Annotated in this window: 14 protein-coding genes and 1 tRNA gene; 8 read left to right on the top strand and 7 right to left on the bottom strand. The window is 69.4% G+C overall.

All coding sequences use genetic code 11. From position 1 onward, the window contains the following. Positions 1-297 precede the first annotated feature (297 nt). The 4 genes from htpX to ACYVBN_RS00460 are packed head-to-tail and all read left to right on the top strand — an operon-like array spanning position 298 to position 7,021. Positions 298-1,185 (top strand): zinc metalloprotease HtpX, encoded by an 888-nt coding sequence (gene htpX / locus ACYVBN_RS00445; protein ID WP_460598866.1) that lies wholly within the window; start codon positions 298-300, stop codon positions 1,183-1,185. 17 nt (positions 1,186-1,202) lie between these two features. Further along, positions 1,203-3,731, top strand: coding sequence for a M1 family aminopeptidase (gene pepN / locus ACYVBN_RS00450; RefSeq protein WP_460598867.1), 2,529 nt, complete (start codon positions 1,203-1,205; stop codon positions 3,729-3,731). A gap of 6 nt (positions 3,732-3,737) precedes the next feature. Beyond that, the gene (gene pepN, locus ACYVBN_RS00455) at positions 3,738-6,227 is read left to right on the top strand and encodes a M1 family aminopeptidase (protein WP_460598868.1); all 2,490 of its coding nucleotides are present in this window, start codon (positions 3,738-3,740) and stop codon (positions 6,225-6,227) included. Continuing rightward, complete coding sequence (locus tag ACYVBN_RS00460; RefSeq protein WP_460598869.1) at positions 6,224-7,021, top strand: serine hydrolase; 798 nt, start codon at positions 6,224-6,226, stop codon at positions 7,019-7,021. Before pepN (ACYVBN_RS00455) ends, ACYVBN_RS00460 begins: the two co-directional genes overlap by 4 nt. 34 nt (positions 7,022-7,055) lie before the next feature. On the opposite strand, the gene ACYVBN_RS00465 is transcribed toward ACYVBN_RS00460, so the two are convergent. The 5 genes from ACYVBN_RS00465 to ACYVBN_RS00485 form a co-directional block, all read right to left on the bottom strand. Next, positions 7,056-9,917 (bottom strand): helix-turn-helix transcriptional regulator, encoded by a 2,862-nt coding sequence (locus tag ACYVBN_RS00465; RefSeq protein ID WP_460598870.1) that lies wholly within the window; start codon positions 9,915-9,917, stop codon positions 7,056-7,058. Positions 9,918-10,021: 104 nt separating this feature from the next. Then, positions 10,022-10,231 carry a hypothetical protein gene (locus tag ACYVBN_RS00470; protein ID WP_460598871.1) on the bottom strand — a complete coding sequence of 70 codons (210 nt, stop codon included), beginning with the start codon at positions 10,229-10,231 and terminating at the stop codon, positions 10,022-10,024. Positions 10,232-10,527: 296 nt separating this feature from the next. Next, entirely contained in the window at positions 10,528-11,283 is a 756-nt protein-coding gene (fabG, locus tag ACYVBN_RS00475) for a Rossmann-fold NAD(P)-binding domain-containing protein (protein ID WP_460598872.1), read from the bottom strand. A 73-nt stretch (positions 11,284-11,356) separates the two neighbouring features. Then, the gene (locus ACYVBN_RS00480) at positions 11,357-12,337 is read right to left on the bottom strand and encodes an NADPH:quinone oxidoreductase family protein (protein ID WP_460598873.1); all 981 of its coding nucleotides are present in this window, start codon (positions 12,335-12,337) and stop codon (positions 11,357-11,359) included. Continuing rightward, complete coding sequence (locus ACYVBN_RS00485; protein ID WP_460598874.1) at positions 12,334-13,137, bottom strand: SDR family oxidoreductase; 804 nt, start codon at positions 13,135-13,137, stop codon at positions 12,334-12,336. Before ACYVBN_RS00485 ends, ACYVBN_RS00480 begins: the two co-directional genes overlap by 4 nt. A 115-nt stretch (positions 13,138-13,252) precedes the next feature. On the opposite strand from ACYVBN_RS00485, the gene ACYVBN_RS00490 reads away from it, so the two are divergent. Further along, positions 13,253-13,852 carry a TetR/AcrR family transcriptional regulator gene (locus ACYVBN_RS00490; protein WP_460598875.1) on the top strand — a complete coding sequence of 200 codons (600 nt, stop codon included), beginning with the start codon at positions 13,253-13,255 and terminating at the stop codon, positions 13,850-13,852. Between the two features lie 12 nt (positions 13,853-13,864). Here ACYVBN_RS00490 and ACYVBN_RS00495 read toward each other — a convergent pair whose 3' ends face one another. Then, positions 13,865-14,362, bottom strand: coding sequence for a YajQ family cyclic di-GMP-binding protein (locus ACYVBN_RS00495; protein WP_440280838.1), 498 nt, complete (start codon positions 14,360-14,362; stop codon positions 13,865-13,867). Between the two features lie 125 nt (positions 14,363-14,487). Between ACYVBN_RS00495 and ACYVBN_RS00500 the strand changes: the two genes are divergently transcribed. Continuing rightward, a tRNA-Tyr gene (locus ACYVBN_RS00500) sits at positions 14,488-14,568 on the top strand. Between the two features lie 76 nt (positions 14,569-14,644). On the opposite strand, the gene ACYVBN_RS00505 is transcribed toward ACYVBN_RS00500, so the two are convergent. After that, positions 14,645-15,529: an EamA family transporter gene (locus ACYVBN_RS00505; protein ID WP_460598876.1), complete on the bottom strand. Its 885-nt coding sequence runs from the start codon at positions 15,527-15,529 to the stop codon at positions 14,645-14,647. Between the two features lie 270 nt (positions 15,530-15,799). Here ACYVBN_RS00505 and ACYVBN_RS00510 point away from each other — a divergent pair, with 270 nt between their 5' ends. Continuing rightward, on the top strand, positions 15,800-16,003 hold the full coding sequence (locus tag ACYVBN_RS00510; protein ID WP_440280836.1) for a cold-shock protein: 204 nt from the start codon (positions 15,800-15,802) through the stop codon (positions 16,001-16,003). A gap of 224 nt (positions 16,004-16,227) precedes the next feature. After that, positions 16,228-17,700: an MFS transporter gene (locus ACYVBN_RS00515; protein WP_460598877.1), complete on the top strand. Its 1,473-nt coding sequence runs from the start codon at positions 16,228-16,230 to the stop codon at positions 17,698-17,700. Positions 17,701-17,742 lie beyond the last annotated feature (42 nt).

Raw genomic sequence — 17,742 nt, forward strand, 5'->3', positions numbered from 1 at the left:
AGGGTGGGGTTTGGTACGGCGGGGGCTGGGGTTCGTGTACCGAAGTCTCCCCAGGGTGGGGTTTGGTACGGCGGGGGCTGGGGTTCGTGTACCGAAGTCTCCCCAGGGTGGGGTTTGGTACGGCGGGGGCTGGGGTTCGTGTACCGAAGTCTCCCCAGGGTGGGGTTTGGTACGGCGGGGGCCGGGGTTCGTGTACCAAAGTCTCCCCAGGGGAGAGTTCGGTACGGCAGTCGGCAGGCGACCACGGTCGCGGCAGCTGACCGGAACAAACGCATCAGGCACGCACGTTCTGCAGATATGCACCGTCACTTCAACGGCCTGAAGACAGCCGCGCTCTTCGGCGGCATCTGGGTCGTGCTGCTCGCGATCGGCGGGCTGGTGGCCGGTGGTCGCTACATCTGGATCTTTGCGTTGATCGGTGTGGCCACCACGGCATACAGCTACTGGAACTCCGACAAGCTCGCGATCAAGGCCATGCGCGCATACCCCGTCAGTGAGATGGAGGCGCCGGCGATGTACCGCATCGTCCGGGAGCTGTCGACCAAGGCCGGCAAGCCGATGCCCCGCCTGTTCATCTCGCCGACCGACGCACCCAACGCGTTCGCCACCGGCCGGAGCCCGCAGCACGCCGCGGTCTGCTGCACCCAAGGCATCCTCGACCTGCTCGACGAACGCGAACTACGCGGTGTCCTCGGCCACGAGCTCATGCACGTCTACAACCGCGACATCCTCACCTCCTCGATCGCCGCGGCGCTCGCGGGCATCATCACCTCGATCGCACAGATGATGATGTGGTTCGGGATGTTCGGTGGCGGTGGCGGCGGCGGCAACGACGACGACCGGCCCAACCCGCTGGCCATGCTGGCGATGGCATTCCTCGCGCCGGTGGCCGCGAGCCTGATCCAGATGGCCATCAGCCGCACCCGCGAGTACGACGCCGACGAGGACGGCTCGAAGCTCACCGGCGACCCGCTCGCGCTCGCCTCCGCGCTGCGCAAGCTCGAGGCCGGCACGGCCCGGACCCCCCTCGCGCCCGAGCCGAAAGTCGTCAATGCCAGCCACATGATGATCGCCAATCCCTTCCGGGCACAGGACGTTTCACGCCTGATGTCGACTCACCCGCCCACCGAGCAGCGCATTCAGCGACTGGAGGACCAGGCCTACGGCCGGCAGATCCGTCCGTGACATGAAAGCCTGAGCCCATGGGTTCTCTGCTGCGCACCGAGGCACAGGCACGTGCCGCGCTGATCGACGTCACGTCCTACGACATCGCGCTCGACCTGGATCAGGGCGAGGAGACGTTCGGCTCGGACACGACCATCCGCTTCACCTGCCGCGCGCCGGGGGCATCGACGTTCCTGGACCTGGACGCGGTCTCGGTCATCTCCATCACGGTGAACGACCAGGAGATCGACCCGGCATCGGTCGTCGACCGCCGGTTGCCGCTGGACGGGCTGCGCGAGGACAACACCGTTCGGGTCGTGAGTGTGATGCGCTACCGGCACGACGGCGAGGGCCTGCACCGTGCCGTCGACCCGGCGGACGGACGCCACTACGTCTACGGCATGTCCTTCCTCAACGCCGGCCCCTCGATCTTCGCCTGCTTCGACCAGCCCGACCTCAAGGCGCCGTACGACGTACGGGTCCGGGCTCCGCAGGACTGGCTGGTCGCGGGCAACGGTGCCGCCCGGCGGACTGCGCCCGGTGAGTGGACGCTGGTCACGACACCGCCGCTGTCGACATACTTCGTGACGATCTGTGCCGGGCCGTATGCCGTGGAGACCGACGAGCACGACGGCATCCCGCTGGGCATCTACGTGCGCGCATCGCTCGCCCAGCAACTCACCGAGCAGCGCGACGACATCTTCGAGGTGACCAAGCAGTCGTTCGACTACTACCACCGGCTCTTCGGGATCCGTTATCCCTGGGGCAAATACGATCAGTTCTTCGTGCCGGAGTTCAACGCCGGAGCGATGGAGAACCCCGGCTGTGTGACCCTGCGCGACGACTACATCTTCCGTGGTGCGCACACGCGCACACAGTTGCTCACGCGCGCCAACACGATCAGCCACGAGATGGCGCACATGTGGTTCGGCGATCTGGTCACGATGCAGTGGTGGGACGACCTGTGGCTGAACGAGTCGTTCGCCGAATACATGGCGCACCGCACGGTCGTGGACGCCACGCAGTACACCGAGGCCTGGGTCGACTTCGGCATCACTCGCAAGACGTGGGGTTACGGCGTCGATCGCAGCCCGTCCACGCACCCGGTCGCCGGCGCTCCGGCGCCGGACGCGGAGTCCGCGCTGACCAACTTCGACGGCATCTCCTACGCCAAGGGCGCGTCCGCGCTGCGCCAGCTTGCACTCTACGTCGGCGACGACGCGTTCGTCGCCGGTGTCCGAAAGCACTTGGCGGACAACAGCTTCGGAAACGCCACGATGGCCGACTTCCTCGGCGCCGTCGAGGAGGCCAGCGGACGATCACTGACCGAGTGGACCCAGGGCTGGTTGCGCAGCTCCGGTGTCGACGACATCCACCTCGACGTGCACGACCAGGACGGCACGATCACCCGGGCCGAACTCGTGGTGACGCCCCCGGAGGCGGACCCGGCAACGCGGTCGCACGTACTCGACGTCGCCGCGCTCAACGACGGGGTCGCCGGCAAACAGCTCCGGCTGCACACCGGCGGAGCGCGGACCGACATCCCCGAACTCGTCGGGACGGCGCGCGCCCGGCTGCTGCTGCCGAACACCTCGGACCTGACCTGGGCGACCACCGTGCTGGACGAGGCCTCGTTGGCCTCGGTCGCCGACGAGTTGGCCGCTGCGGACGACCCGTTGGTCCGGCTGGGCATCTGGTCGGCCCTGCTGGGCGGAGCCGACACCGGCCGCATCGACCCGCGCCGGGTCGTCGAGGTGTTCGGCGCCTGCTGGCCGCAGGAGCCCGTGCCGTCACTGAGCGACGCCCTGTCCGGTCAGGTGCGGACTCTCTACCCCTATCGTCTTGTGCCGCCGTCGGATTCGGCAGCAGCGCGCGACGCGCTGCACGGCGCTGGACGGCGCCGGCTCGACCAGGTCGACCCGGCCTCACCGGCAGCGCTGACTGCCGCGCGTCTCGTGGTGACCACGACGACCGACGGGCAGCTGCTCGACCGGTGGGCGTCGGACACCGACCGGCCTGCTGCGGCGGCCGGTGACCAGGACTTCGGCTGGCTCGCAGTCCACCGGCAGGCCGTCCTGGGCCTGGTCGACGACGCGGCGATCGAGCAGGCCGCCACGTCGGACGAGAGCCTCAGCGGCCACCTGTCCCGGCTCGGTGCGCGTGCCGCCCTGCCGACCGAGGAGGCGAAGGCCTGGGCATGGGATCAGTTGTACGGCGAGACGCACCTGTCCAACTACGAAGGCCTCGCGATCGCGCGCAGCTTCTTCGCTGGGTATGCCGAAACCCGCGTCACCGAGATACTGCGCCCGTACGTCGACCGGTTCTTCACTGAATTGCCCGCTGTACCAGCCAAATACGGCGACATGGCGGCCGAGAAGTTCGTCGTCGCCGCGTTCCCGCACCGTGCTACCGAACCGGCCGTCGCGGATCGCGCCCGCGCAGCCACCGCGTCGAGCGAAAACTCCGCGGGCGTGCGACGGGCGCTGACCGATGCGCTCGACCGGCTCGACCGCGCACTGGTCGCCCACGAGCGTTTCCCCGCCACCAACGCCACCACGGAAGGCTGAGCACCAGTGTCGTCGCTGCTGCGCACCGAGGCCGAGGAGCGCGCGTCACTGATCGACGTGACGTCCTACGACCTCGCCCTGGACTTCACCCGCGGAGACGAGCTCTTCGGCTCCCGAGTGGTCATCCGGTTTGGTTGTGCGACGCCGGGAGCATCAACATTCGTCGATCTCGATCCGCGGGAAGTCCACTCGATCACGTTGAACGGCAACAGGATCGACGACTCCCAGGCCAAGGATGGCCGGCTCTGGCTGGACCGGCTGGAGCCGGACAACGAGCTGGTGGTGGACGCGACGATGGGCTATGTCCGCGACGGCGAGGGCATGCACCGTGCCGTCGATCCGCAGGACGGGCAGGCCTATCTCTATGGCAGTCCTGCGTCGTCGACGGCCGGCAAGATCTACGCGTGTTTCGAGCAGCCGGACCTGAAGGCGCCGTACGACGTGCAGGTGAAGGCACCGGCGGAGTGGTCGGTGATCTCCAACGGTGCGGCGGATGATGCGGCACACGACGCGGTCGACGGGTGGCGCAGTTTTGAGACGACCCGGCCGATCGCCACCTACTTCTTCACGGTGTGCGCCGGCCCGTTCGCGCGGCAGACGAGCGAACACGACGGGATCCCGCTGGGCCTCTACGTACGCGCCACCCTCGCCGAGGAGTTGCGTGATCAGGCCGAGGAGATTTTCACCGTCACCCGCCAGGGCTTCGACTACTACCACCGGGTCTACGGCATCCGCTATCCGTGGGGCAAATACGACCAGGTCTTCGTGCCCGAGTTCAACATGGGAGCGATGGAGAACCCGGGGTGTGTGACGCTGCGCGACGAGTTCGTCTTCCAGGGTCACGCGTCTCGCGCCGAGCACCTGCTGCGCGCCGTGGTCGTCATCCACGAGATGGCGCACATGTGGTTCGGGGACCTGGTCACCATGCAGTGGTGGGACGACCTGTGGCTCAACGAGTCGTTCGCCGAGTTCCTGGCCCAGCAGGGCACCGCCGAAGCCACCGAATTCACCGAGGCGTGGGTCGACTTCTCGGCGACCCGCAAGAACTGGGGGTATGCCGCCGACCGTGCGCCGTCGACGCACCCGATCGCCGGGACGCCGGCGCCGGACGCCAACGCGGCCCTGGAGAACCTGGACGGCATCACCTATCCCAAGGGAGCGTCGGCGTTGCGCCAGCTGGCGGCATACCTGGGAGAGGAGACCTTCCTCTCCGGTGTGCGGAAATACCTGCGGGCACACGAGTTCGGCAACGCCAGTCTGCAGGATTTCCTGCGGGCGATGAGTGAGGAGAGCGGTGAGGACATCGTGGCCTGGGCGCGCGGCTGGTTGCTGACGCCGGGCACCGACGTCCTCGCCGTGTCCGCCGATGCGGACGGTGTGTCGATCGCCCGCTCGGCACCGCAGCATTACCCGGCGAGTCGGCCGCACGTCACGGATGTCGCGGCCTATCGGGACGGTGTGCTGCTCGGTGCCACCGACCTACGCCTCGATGCGGACGTGACGGCGGTCGACGGCCTCGACCTGGTGGAGCGGCCGAACCTGGTGCTGCCCAACGCGACCGACCGCACGTGGGCGATCGTCGCGCTCGATCAGGACACCCTGGCGGCGTTGCCGGCCGAACTGCCCCAGCTGGCCGACGCGACCGCGCGCGGCGTCGTCTGGTCGTCGCTGTTCAACGGCGTGGCACTCGGCACGGTGGACCCCGCACTGGTCCTGGACGTCTTCGAGGCTGCCTGGCCCAGCGAGGACGTCGACCCGCTGCTCGAAGCGGTCGCCAATCTGATCAGCAGCATGCTGCCCGGCCGGTTCTTGACCCTGGACCGGACACCAGCCGCGCTGGATCGCCTGGCCGGCACCGGGATGCAGGTCTTCCAGGCTGCCGGCATCCCGGATTCCCGGCGTCTGACGGCGGCCCGCCTGGTCGCCGCCACCTCCGCCGACACCGATCTGCTGCGCGGCTGGCTCGACGGTCGCGGGTTGCCGGACTTCCTCGCCGGTGACGACCAGTTCCGGTGGTCCGTGATCGGCCGGCTGGCGTCGCTCGGCGCGATGGAGAGTGCCGAGATCGGCCACTGGCGGGAGAAGGACCCCTCGGTCAGCGGGGTGTTGCGCTCGTTGTCCGCCCGGACCCGGATCCCGACGGCGGAGGCGAAGGCGTGGGCCTGGTCGCACCTGTTCGACTCGGACAATGCCAGCAGCCACGAACTCGGCGCCGTGGCGAGCGTGTTCTTCGGGCCCACCGACCAGATGGTCACCCGGCCGTATGTCGAGCGCTTCTTTGCCGAGTTGCCTCAGTTGGCAGGCAAACTCGGTGACATGGTGCTTCACCTTCTCGCCGCGGACGGCTTCCCCTCGACCGTGGTTGAGCCCGCCACCGTCGAGGTCGCCGAACGTGCGCTCGAGCGGCAGTTGCCGGCCGGAGTGCGCCGGTCGTGGGTCGACGGCACCAGCCGGCTGCGTGAGCAGCTGCGTTCGCAGGAGGAGTTCGGCGCATGAGCCTGCAGTGGAGCATCCTGGCGGTGCGGCTCGATCGACCCGATGCGCAGCCGTGGGTGGAGGAAGCATCGGACCTGGTGCTGAAAACCGCGTCCGTCGGCAAGCTGCTGCTACTGGGCGAGGTGGCACGCCGCATCGACGACGGCGATCTCGCCGCCGAGCACCGGGTCAGCAGGGCCGGCGCACCGTTCGTGCGCGACTCCGGGCTGTGGCACGCGCTCGACCAGGGCGACCTCTCCGTGGTCGACGCATGCCGGCTGGTCGGCGCGGTCAGCGACAACCTCGCGACCAATGTGCTGCTCGACCTGGTAGGCCTGGATTCGGTGGCGGCATACGGAGATTCGATCGGCGCAAAGCCGATGGAGCTGCTGGATTACATCCGCTCCGAGGCGCGCGACCTGACCGTTCCGGGCACTCCGCCGACCCTGTCGCGGGCCAGCGCAGCATCCCTCATCGGCTATCTGCGCAGGCTGTATGACGGCACTGTGTCCTTCCGGGTGGAGGAGTGGATGTCGTTGAACACCGATCTGTCGATGGTGGCGTCCGCCTTCCACGAGGATCCGTTGGCGCACAACATGATCGACACGGGCGAGCATCCGGTCCTGATCAACAAGACCGGCACCGACGACGGCATCCGCGCCGACGTCGGGCTGGTCCGCGCCGGTGATCGTGTCGTCGGCTACGCGGCGATCGCCAACTGGCCGACGGACGACTCGCCGCCGGGTCTGGCCTCGGTGCTGGCGCGCATGCGCCGCATCGGTGCCGAGATCCGCGACCGGCTGGCGCAGGACTGACCGACCGTCGTGCTGCACCGACCCTCGCCGACGGTCAGTGCAGCACCCCGCGTTGCCGGGCCAGGTCGACGGCCTCGGTCCGGTTGGCGGCACCGAGTTTGGCCAGGATGTTCGACACGTGCACGCTCGCGGTCTTGGTGCTGATGAAGAGCCGGCCCGCGAGCTGCCCGTTCGTCATACCCGCGGCGACGAGTCGCAGCACGTCGAGTTCCCGCGGGGTCAGTGCCCCGCCCCGTGCGGTCTCGCCGCCTGACCGTCCGCGCAAGCGGGTGACGAGGCGCGCGGCGCCCAGCCGGTGTGCGGTCGCCAGGGCGTCGTCGGCGATCGATCGCGCCGCGCTGCGGTCGCCGGCCGCCTGCAACGCGCGGCACAGCAGCAGCTGCGTGGCGGCCTGCTCGTAGCCGAAACCGGCGTGGCCGAAGAGACGCACGGCCTCCCGGTGCTCATCGGCCGCCAGCGCGTGCTCGCCGGCATACCGTGCCAGTTCGCCGCGAGCCCGGGCGAACCAGGCCCGTGACTCCTCGCCCAGTGACTCGCGTGCGCCGCGCACCGACAGCACGGCCTCCAGCCGGGCTTCCAGCTCTTCCACCCGGGATGCATGATCCGCGGCCGCTCGTGGATCGGCGAGGGCGGCCTCGGTGAGTTGGGTCAGCAAAAGGGCGGTCATCCGGATCTGAGCGTCGAAAACCCGCATCCGCCATACCTTCTCGACGGTCGCAATCGCTTCGTCGTAGATGCCGATCGCGCCGTCGAGGTCGCCGCCAGCGCCGAGGATCTCGATCATCCCGGGGGCATCGTTGACCAGGATGAACATGTCGTGCGACCACTGCTCGTGCAGCACCTCGTGCCGGGCCCGCGCCTGCTCGAACCTGCCGCGTGCGACGTCGACCGTGAGCCGCACCGCTTCGCCGGACATTCTGGCCAACAGCGGCAGGTCGTCGGTCTTGGCCAGCAACTCGTCGACGCGGTCCCAGTCGCTCAGCTTGGCAGCGAGGGTCGCGGCGAAGATGACCGAATCCATGCCGTACATCTCGGTCCGCGCATTCGTCTCGTCCGCCCGGCGGATCGCCTCGTCGTAGGTGGCAGCAGCCTTGGTGTGCTGGTCGGTGCGCGCCTGCAGCCCGGCGAGCTGGTGCAGCGCGCGCAGCTCGGCGCGGATGTGGCCTTCGGCGGCCGCCTGCTGCCGGACCTGCTCCAACGTGGACAGTGCCGAGCTCATGTCGCCCGCGATGCCGTCGAGCTTGGCCTGGGTCGTCATCGCGTCGGTGATGATCGAGGGTTCGTCGACGGCGCGGCCGATCGTCAGCGCGTCGCCCGCGGCAACGGCCGCCTCATCGAAGCGGTCGAAGGCGAGCAGGTAGTGCGCCTTGAGCGCAAGCAGCTGGCCCAGCAGCACCTTGTCGTCGAGGTCGCGTGCCCAGTGCGCGGCCGTGTCGAGCAGCTCGTCGGCCTCATCCGGCAGGTCGGCGACACCGAGCTTGAGATGCATGGACGGCAGGTCGGTCAGCAGCAACGCCGACAGGTACAGCCGCAACAACTCGGCACGCTCCAGCAGGGGCCCGGTGTGCGAGCGCAACGCGTCCCGCATCAGGTCGGCGGCCCGCAGCGGATCACCGGCCGCGAGCAGGGCGCCGGCGGCGCGTTGTGACAGGTCGGTGGGCACGTCGGTGAGTTCGGGGTGCCAGGCGGCCAGCGAGATGGCGGCCTCGAAGTGGCGAGCGGCGTTCGACGGTGCAGCGGTGGCCAGTGCCTCGTCACCGGCCCGCACTCGGGCCCGCAGCGCGACCTCGAAACGCCCCGCCTGCTCGGCGTGTCTGGCCAGCAGGGCGGCCCAGCAGTCCGCACCGGTCGCGAGGAGTATGTCGGTCAGCCGATCATGCAGCCGCACGCGTTCGCCGGGCAGCAGGTCGTCGTACACCGCCTCGGACAGCAGCGCGTGGCGGAAGGCGTAGGTGCCGTCGCGGGTCGAGACGAGCAGGTGGGCGTCGATGGCGGCCCGCAGCGCACCGTGCAACTGCTCGGGTGGCAGCTCGACCAACCCCTGCAGGGTCGCGTGGGAGGCCGCGGAGCCGGCGACGGAGACCGCGCGCAGCACCCGGCGTGGTTCGTCCTCGAGCGAGTCGGCACGCACGAGGAGCAGGTCGGCGAGGTCGCCCGGCAGCTGCGGGCCGGCGTTCGCGGCGGCGACGAGCTCCTCGGTGAAGAAGGGGTTTCCGCCCGAGCGACGGATGATGTCGCCGGCGGCGGGTTCGGCGAGCCCCGGCTCCAGGTGGTGCACCAGGGCACGGGCCGGCTCGGCCGCGAGCGGGTCGAGCAGCACCCTGCGGACCGTCGGCAGCCGGGACCACTCGGCCAGCGCCGGACGCAGCGGGTGGCGCCGGTGCAGGTCGTCCGTGCGGTATGTCGCGACGACGTGCACCCCGGGCCGCACGTCACGGGTGAACTGGTAGGTCAGCAGCTCACGTGTCGCACGGTCGGCCCAGTGCACGTCCTCGATGACGACGAGCACCGGCGCCAGCTCGGCGATGTCGTCGAACAGGTCCGCGACGGCCTCGAAGAACTCGACCGGCCGGGCGCTGTCACCGGGCGTGAGGCCGTTGACGGCCACGACGCCGGCAGCGGCCGGCAGGTCGCGCAGGGAGCGCGCGATGTCGGTGATCGGCAGGTATGGCGCGGCGCTGTCGCCCAGGTCGAGGCAGCGACCCACGAGCGCCACGCCACCGGCCTGCCGGCAGATCGCGGCGATCTCCTGCACGAGACGGGTCTTGCCGATGCCGGCGTCACCGCCAAGCAGCGTGATCGACGACCGCGCCCGGTCCCCGAGCAACCGCGCGAAGTCGTCGATCTCTGCACTGCGACCGAAGATCGGTCCGTCGGGGGCGGAGTCGGAGATCACTGGTTCATTGTCGCCCGTCCGCGGCTGCGCAGGACGACCATTTTCCGGTGGCTCACCGCCCGGCGAACTCGCCGGCGGACCGGCCAGCACCGATCCGCCGAGGTTCACCGCCCTCCGAGGTGGCCCGGAGTGACCAGGTTGGGGTCGTGCCGGGGCGCCGGCGTGCGGTCGACCGGCCGGCGGCGTCGCCCGAAGAGCCGCCGGACACTCAGTTCCCAGCCGTGCGCGACGGCGAAGTCGTGGGCGATCTGCTGCTGCCGGTAAGCGATCTCGGCCCCGACGATGGGGGAGGTGGAGTAGGAGAAGGGTGTCATCAGGGTGCCTTCCGATGTCGTGTTGCGTTGACATCGACAGTCGTCGCCTGAGGTAGCCGCTCGCCTCGGGCAGATGCCCTATTTGTCCGCTGGGCAGTGCCTCAGCTGCGTGCCGTCAGCGCCTCGAGCGGGCGGGCACACTCCTCACCGAGCGTGCACACTCCTCACCGAGCGGACACGAACGCACCGAGCGGACACACAAAGTGGCCGGAATCCGGCCACTTTTCGTGTCCGCTCGGTAGGTATGGTGTCCGCTCGGTCAGGGGAGCGGGGAGCGGGGGCGGGTGCCCACCCGATCAGTCGTAGGGGCCGCCGGCGACATACAGGACCTGCCCGCTGACGAAGCCGGCGTTCTCCCCGCAGAAGAACGACGCGGCGTTCGCGATGTCGGCGGGGCGGCCGACCCGTTGCACGGGGATCTCCTGGGCGGCCAGTTGCTGGAACTCCTCGAAGTCGATGCCGACCCGGTCCGCCGTCGCCTTGGTCATGTCGGTGACGATGAACCCCGGCGCGATCGCGTTGGCGGTGACGCCGAACTTGCCCAGCTCGATCGCGAGCGTCTTGGTGAAGCCCTGCAGGCCGGCCTTGGCCGCCGAGTAGTTCACCTGGCCGCGGTTGCCCTGCGCCGACGTGCTCGACAGGTTGACGATGCGCCCGAACTTCGCCTCGGTCATGTACTTCTGGGCGGCGCGTGTCATCAGGAAGCTGCCGCGCAGGTGGACGTTCATCACGGTGTCCCAGTCGTCCGCGGACATCTTGAAGATCAGGTTGTCGCGCAGCACGCCCGCGTTGTTCACCAGGACCGTCGACGCGCCGAGCTCGCCGGCCACTCGCTCGACCGCGGTGGTCACCGAGGCCTCGTCGCTGACGTCGCACCCGACGGCGAGTGCCCTGCCTCCGGCTGCGGTGATGGCCTCGACGACGGCGCCGCACGCTCCCTCGTCGAGGTCGAGCACGGCGACGGCGAGGCCGTCCGCCGCGAGGCGCTGGGCGATCTCTGCGCCGATGCCGCGTGCGGCACCGGTGACGATGGCGGTTCGCTGGTCCGTCATGGTTCTCCTTGCGTTGTTCGGTGGTTTCAGTGCGCCGGCCGAGTGCCGGGGGAGCGGATCGGAGGGGTATCGGCTAGGGGTGCCAGACCAATCGGCCGATGGTCCTGCCCGCTGCCAGGTCGGTGAGTCCCTCGGGCAGTTCGTCGAAACGGAGGGTCCTGCTGATCACCGGCTGGATCGCGCCGCTGGCGGCGAGGCGGGACAGCTCGGCATACCCCTGCTGGATCACCGACGGCCGCATGGTCTGGTAGTAACCCCAGTGCAATCCGAGGATCGAGTAGTTCTTCAGCAGCATGTGGTTCAGCGGCGGCGCCTGGATGCGGCCACCGGAGAAGCCGACGACCACGATCCGTCCCTCGAAGGCGACGCACTTGGCGAGCAGGTCGTAGGCGTCGCCGCCGACGGGGTCGAAGATGACGTCGGCGCCGCGGCCCTCGGTGGCTTCCTTGACCGCGGCGACGACGTCCTCGGTGGTGCGGTCGATGATCACATCGGCGCCCAATTGTCTTGCCGCAGCCGCCTTTTCGGCGCCGCCCACGATTGCGATCACCCGGTTGCCGTTGATCTTCGCCAGCTGCACGGTCGCCGAGCCGACGCCGCCGGAGGCTGCCTGCACGAGGACGGTGTCCTCGGGTCGTAGCTGGGCGCGGCGGAACAGTGCTGCCCACGCGGTCTGGTAGGCGATGGTCAGCACTGCGGCCGCATCGTCGTCGAGCGCCTCTGGTGCGAGCGCGCTGGCAGCCGGCATCAGCGCCGATTCGGCGAAGGCGCCGTGCGGCAGTGCCGCCATACCGATGACGCGATCACCGATCCTGCGGTCGGTCACGCCATCTCCGACCGTGGTGATCTCGCCACACAGTTCGGCACCGGGGACGAAGGGCAACTCCGGTCGCACCTGGTAGAGCCCCTGGCACATCAGCACGTCGGGGAAGTTGAGCGCTGCGCTGCGCACCCGGACCCGGACCTGGCCGGCGGCGGGTTCGGGGTGCGGCAGATCGGCCGTGCGCAACGCCTCCGCCGGGGTGCCGAGCTGCTGCACCTGCCATGCCTTCATGGCGTCCCTCCTGCGTCGTCGATCCGTGCCTGCAGGCGCTGCATACCCCGCAACCACTTGTCGGTGGCTGCTCCACGCAGCGCGAAGTAGTCCTTCACCTCCGGATGCGGGAGCACCAGGAAGTCTCCGTTCGCAACGGTTTCCACCAGGCAGTCGGCGACCTGAGCGGGCTCCAGGGCACCGTCGTGACCGATGACGTCGGCCACCGGGTCGGTGCCGGGTCCGGGGTACATGTCCGTGCGGACACCCTGCGGGCAGATGGCGTGGACGTCGACGCCGCGATGCCCGTAGGTGACGGCCAGCCATTCGGCGAAGGCCTCGGCACCGTGCTTGGTCACCGCGTATGACGGCTGGCCCAGCACGGTGAGCAGTCCGGCCGCTGATGCGGTGACGACGAAGCGTCCGCGGCCGCAGGCGAGCCATTCGGGCAACAGCAGCCGTGCGGCGCGCACATGCGCCAGCACGTTGACCGACCACGAGGTCTCCCAGTCCGAATCGGGCGTGTCGAGCCCTGCGCCACGTGCGACACCGGCGTTGCCGATCCACACGTCGATCGCCGACAGCTGCTCCCGGGCGGCGTCGACGACGGATCGCACGCCCTCCGGGGTGGCGATGTCGGCGGGCACGGCGTATGCGCCGATCCGGCCGGCGGTCTCGTCCAGCGGCTCGTCCAGCACGTCGGTCACCACGACGCGGGCACCGAGCACGGCCAGTCGTTCTGCAATCGCCGCCCCGATGCCTCGGGCGGCGCCGGTCACGACGACACGTTGGTCCTGCCAGGTCGTGAGCGGGGTGGGCACCGGTGCTCCTTCGAGGGTGGGCGGCTGACTAAGCGCTTGCTTAGCGTCGCACGCTGCGGCATGCTCGTCAACGAGGCGGAGCCCGTCCGTCGCGCGTCGAGGGAGAGGGGTCCCGATGGCCGAGCCGGTGGATGCGCTGCCGTCGGCGACGCAGCGCAGGCTGCTGGAGGCCGCACGGGATGCATTTGGTGCCAAGGGTTTTCACGGCACGACGACCCGGGACATCGCGGCCGCGGCGGGCATGTCACCGGCGGCGGTCTACGTGCATCACCGGACCAAGGAGTCGCTGCTCTTCGCCATCTCCCTCGCGGGTCACCGGGCGACGTTGCAGGCGCTCCGCGATGCCGGTGCGGCTGCCGACGGGCCGGTGCAGCAGCTCGCGGCGATGGTCCGCCGGTTCGTGCTGGGGCACACGACGGAGCACACGCTCGCACGCGTGGTCAACTACGAACTCGGCGCGCTGACCCCCGAGCACCGCGCCACCATCGACGCATTGCGGCACGACATACAGCAGCTCATCCGCGGTGTGCTCGCCGACGGTGTGGCATCCGGCGCCTTCCAGTGCGTCGATGTCGGTATGACCACCAACGCGATCATGGGCATGTCGATCGACGTCGCGCGCTGGTATGACGAACGCGACGCCTGGCAGCCCGAACGCGTCGCCGACCACAGTGCCCGGATGGCGCTGCGGATGGCCGGCGCGCGGGACGGTTAGCGCCGCGATGCCCTACCGGTAGTTGGTGAACTGCAGCGCCACATCCAGGTCGGCGCCCTTGAGCAGTCGCTGCACCTCCTGCAGGTCGTCCCGCGACTTGCTGGTGACGCGCAATTCGTCGCCCTCGATGCGCGACTTCACCGACTTCGGCCCCTCGTCCCGGATGAGCTTGGAGATCTTCTTGGCGTTCTCCTGGCTGATGCCGTCGCGCAGGGTCGCCTCGAGGCGGTAGTCCTTGCCCGACAGTTGCGGCTCGCCGTCGTGCGACAGTTCGAGCGACTTCAGCGAGACACCGCGCTTGACCAGTTTGGTCTGGAAGACGTCGAGCACCGCGAGGGTGCGCTCCTGCGAGTTCGCCTTCATCAGGATCTTCTCCCCGGACCACTCCAGCACGGCGCCCACGTTGCGGAAGTCGTAGCGGGTGGCGATCTCCTTGGCCGCCTGGTTCAGCGCGTTGCTGACCTCCTGCTTGTCGGTCTTGCTGACGATGTCGAACGACGAGTCGGCCATGCTGCTGCTCCTTCGGATGGCGGGTGCTGCTCGCCCCGAGTATGCCGGGCTGCCACCGGTGGCGGCCCCCGGGACGCCGATTGGCCCAGCGCGCACGATGCTTGTTATCCTCGTCCACGCACCACGCCAGGTTGCCCGAGCGGCCAATGGGAGCGGACTGTAAATCCGTCGCGAAAGCTACCTAGGTTCGAATCCTAGACCTGGCACCGCGTGCACGAGGGCCCCGGCAGTTCTGCCGGGGCCCTCGGTCGTGCCGGGGCCGTTTCTGCGTCATCCGGATCGTCATACGGCGATGAGTGCGATGCCCGCCAGCACCACCACGGCACCGGCGAACTTGCGCGCGGGCGCCGGCTCGTGGAAGAGCTTCCAGGCCAGCAGTGAACCCACCACGATGCTCGACTCGCGGGCCGGCGCGACCAGGGCGACCGAGGTCGTCGTCATCGCCTGCAGTACCAGGATGTACGCGAGCGGGGAAAGCACTGCGACACAGACGATCTCGCGCCAATGCTCACGTGCCACGCGCGACAGCTCCGCCCGCTGACCGCGCACCCCGGGGACCATCAGCAGGCTCTGCCAGGCGGTGCTCAACGCGAAGTAGGGCACCGGCAGCAGCGCCAGCCCGGTCATCGAGTGGTCGTCCCACAGCGTGTATGACGCGATGGCCAACCCGGTCAGCGCCCCCCACTGCAGCCCGGTCGCAGCCGGCTTCGCCGACGGTCCGGTATGGCGCCGCGGCGCACCCGCCGGTCGTGCGGCGGCGACCACGGCGACACCCGCCACGATGACGAATCCGCCGGCGACGGCGATCGGGCCGGGGCGTTCGGCCAGCACCACGATGGCGAAGAGCATCGTGAGCAGTGGGCCGGTGCCACGGGCGACGGGGTAGACCACGCTCAGTTCGCCCTTGCGGTAGCCGGTCTGCAGCGCGAGGCCGTAGGCGATGTGCAACAGGCCGGACAGCGCGGATGCGGCCAGCAATGCCGCACTGAGGGCCGCGCCGTTGGCCGCCAAAACGATCAACCCGATCGGCAGCCACACCAGCGCGGACAGGGCGGCATACGCGAAGACGAAGACGTATCCGCCGTGTGCGACGCGCTTCGCGGCGATGTTCCAGATCGCGTGCAGCACCGCGGCGGTAAGCACCAGGGCCAGAGCGGTCGCCGACATCCGTTGACGCTATCGAACCGTCGTACCGGCGCCGCGGAGAGGCAGGATGACGGACTGGCCGGCCGCCGCGCTGGGTGTATGGCGCCGGAGCGGGTAACCTCGGTCCTGGTCGGCAGGTTGTTCCTTCACGTCTTGAGCGCGCTGGATCCATGCAGCGCTCGACGCACAGGCCCCGATGAGTCCATGTCGGGTGCGTGCCACGTCGTCGTTTGGCCCCGGGCGTCGCGCAGAGTGTGCGGCCCGGAAGACATATCGAAGGGAACCGCCATCATGGCAACAGGCACCGTCAAGTGGTTCAACGCGGAAAAGGGCTTCGGCTTCATCGCCCCGGAGGACGGCAGCCCCGACGTCTTCGTCCACTTCTCCGCGATCAGCGGCACCGGCTACAAGTCGCTGGAGGAGAACCAGCGTGTCGAGTTCGACTCGGCGCAGGGCCAGAAGGGTCCGCAGGCGGAGAACGTTCGCGCGATCTGATGAAGCACGTCTGATCGAGGCGGGCGCATCCGGCACTTCCGGATGCGCCCGCTTCGCTTGTCGCCGGACCGAACCCGCCACGCGCCACAGGGGGCGCGCAGACCTGTTGGGCGCCCGCTGAAACCACCGGACGCCCGGCTGAAGGGCCAGCGAAACCGTGGTGAAACTCCTGCTCCCTAGCTTCCTCGGCATACCGATCCCCACGCGAGCCGCAGGAGGCCGCCATGACCAACTCCACCCTCACCGAGCCCACGACGACCGAACCACCGGGGCCGCGGACCTATGCGTCCATCCGGGCCGCCTGGATCCCGCTGGCCGCCCTCTGCCTGGCCTTCTTCGTCGAGATGGTCGACAACACGCTGCTGTCCATCGCGTTGCCGACGATCGGCCGCGACCTCGGCAGCGGCACCACCGCACTGCAGTGGGTCACCGGCGCCTACTCGCTGACGTTCGGCGGCCTGCTGCTCACCGCCGGCTCGGTGGCCGACCGGTTCGGGCGCAGACGCGTCCTGCTGGTGGGTCTCGCCCTCTTCGGGCTGATCAGTCTGACCGTCGTCCTGGTCGACTCGACCGGCCAGTTGATCGCGATGCGGGCTGCCCTCGGGGTTGCGGCCGCCGCGATGGCGCCGATCACCAACTCGCTGGTCTTCCGCCTCTTCGACGACAAGGCGCTGCGCATGCGTGCGATGACGGTGATGATCGTCGTCGGCATGTCTGGCTTCATCCTCGGCCCGCTGCTCGGCGGCACCGCCCTGGCGCACATCCGCTGGGAGTGGCTGCTCGTCGTGAACGCTCCGATCGCGCTCATCGCCGCCGCCGGGGTATGGCGCGGCGTGGCGCCGGACGACCGAGGCGGCCTGACCAGCGACCGGCTCGACCTGCCGGGTGCGGCGCTCAGCATCACCATGATCGGGCTCGCGTGCTACTCGCTGACCAGTGGCGTGCAGCACGGCTGGTTGTCGGCCGTCACTCTCGCGTCCGTCGGTGGCGCCGTCGCTGCAGGCATCGCCTGGGTATGGCGCGAGCGGACCAGCAGGACACCCATGCTGGACCTGTCGGTGCTCTCCGACGGCACCGTCCGCGGCGCGATCTTGGCGCAGGTCGGCACGGCCATCGCGATGGCTGCGGTGATGTTCGGCCTGATCCTGCACTTCCAGTACGCCTACGGCTGGAGCCCGGTCCGTGCCGGCCTGGCGAACCTGCCGATGATCGCGACGATGCTGGTCGCCACACCGTTGTCGGAGTGGCTGGGCAAGAGCTTCGGTCACCGCATCGCCTGCCTGGTGGGCGCGGCGTGTCTCGGCGGCTCGCTCGTCGGTATGGCGTGGGGCGTCGAGCACGGCTACCTCGCCATCGCGGTCTCGATGGTGATCATGACCGTGGGCCTGCGCACCGTGATGACGATCTGCGCCGTCGCGCTGGTGGATGCCATGCCGGCCAACCGCACGTCGATGGGCACCGCGCTGAACGACACCGCCCAGGAGGTCGGCACGAGCGTGGGCACTGCCGTCGTCGGCACGCTGATCGCCGCGCTGGTCACTGCGACGTTGCCCGCGGGCACCTGGAGTGCGGGCCTGGTGCAGTCCTTCTTCCACGGCGAACGCATCACCTACCTGGTGCTTGCCGGCATCGTGGGCGCCATCGCAACGATCGGCGCGCTCAGCCTGACCGACTCCCACACGGTCGAAGAGAACTGAGCCCGGTGACCGGTCGGCCGGTCCGTTCGACCGTGCGCCGGG

The organism is Flexivirga lutea (genome assembly GCF_054778955.1).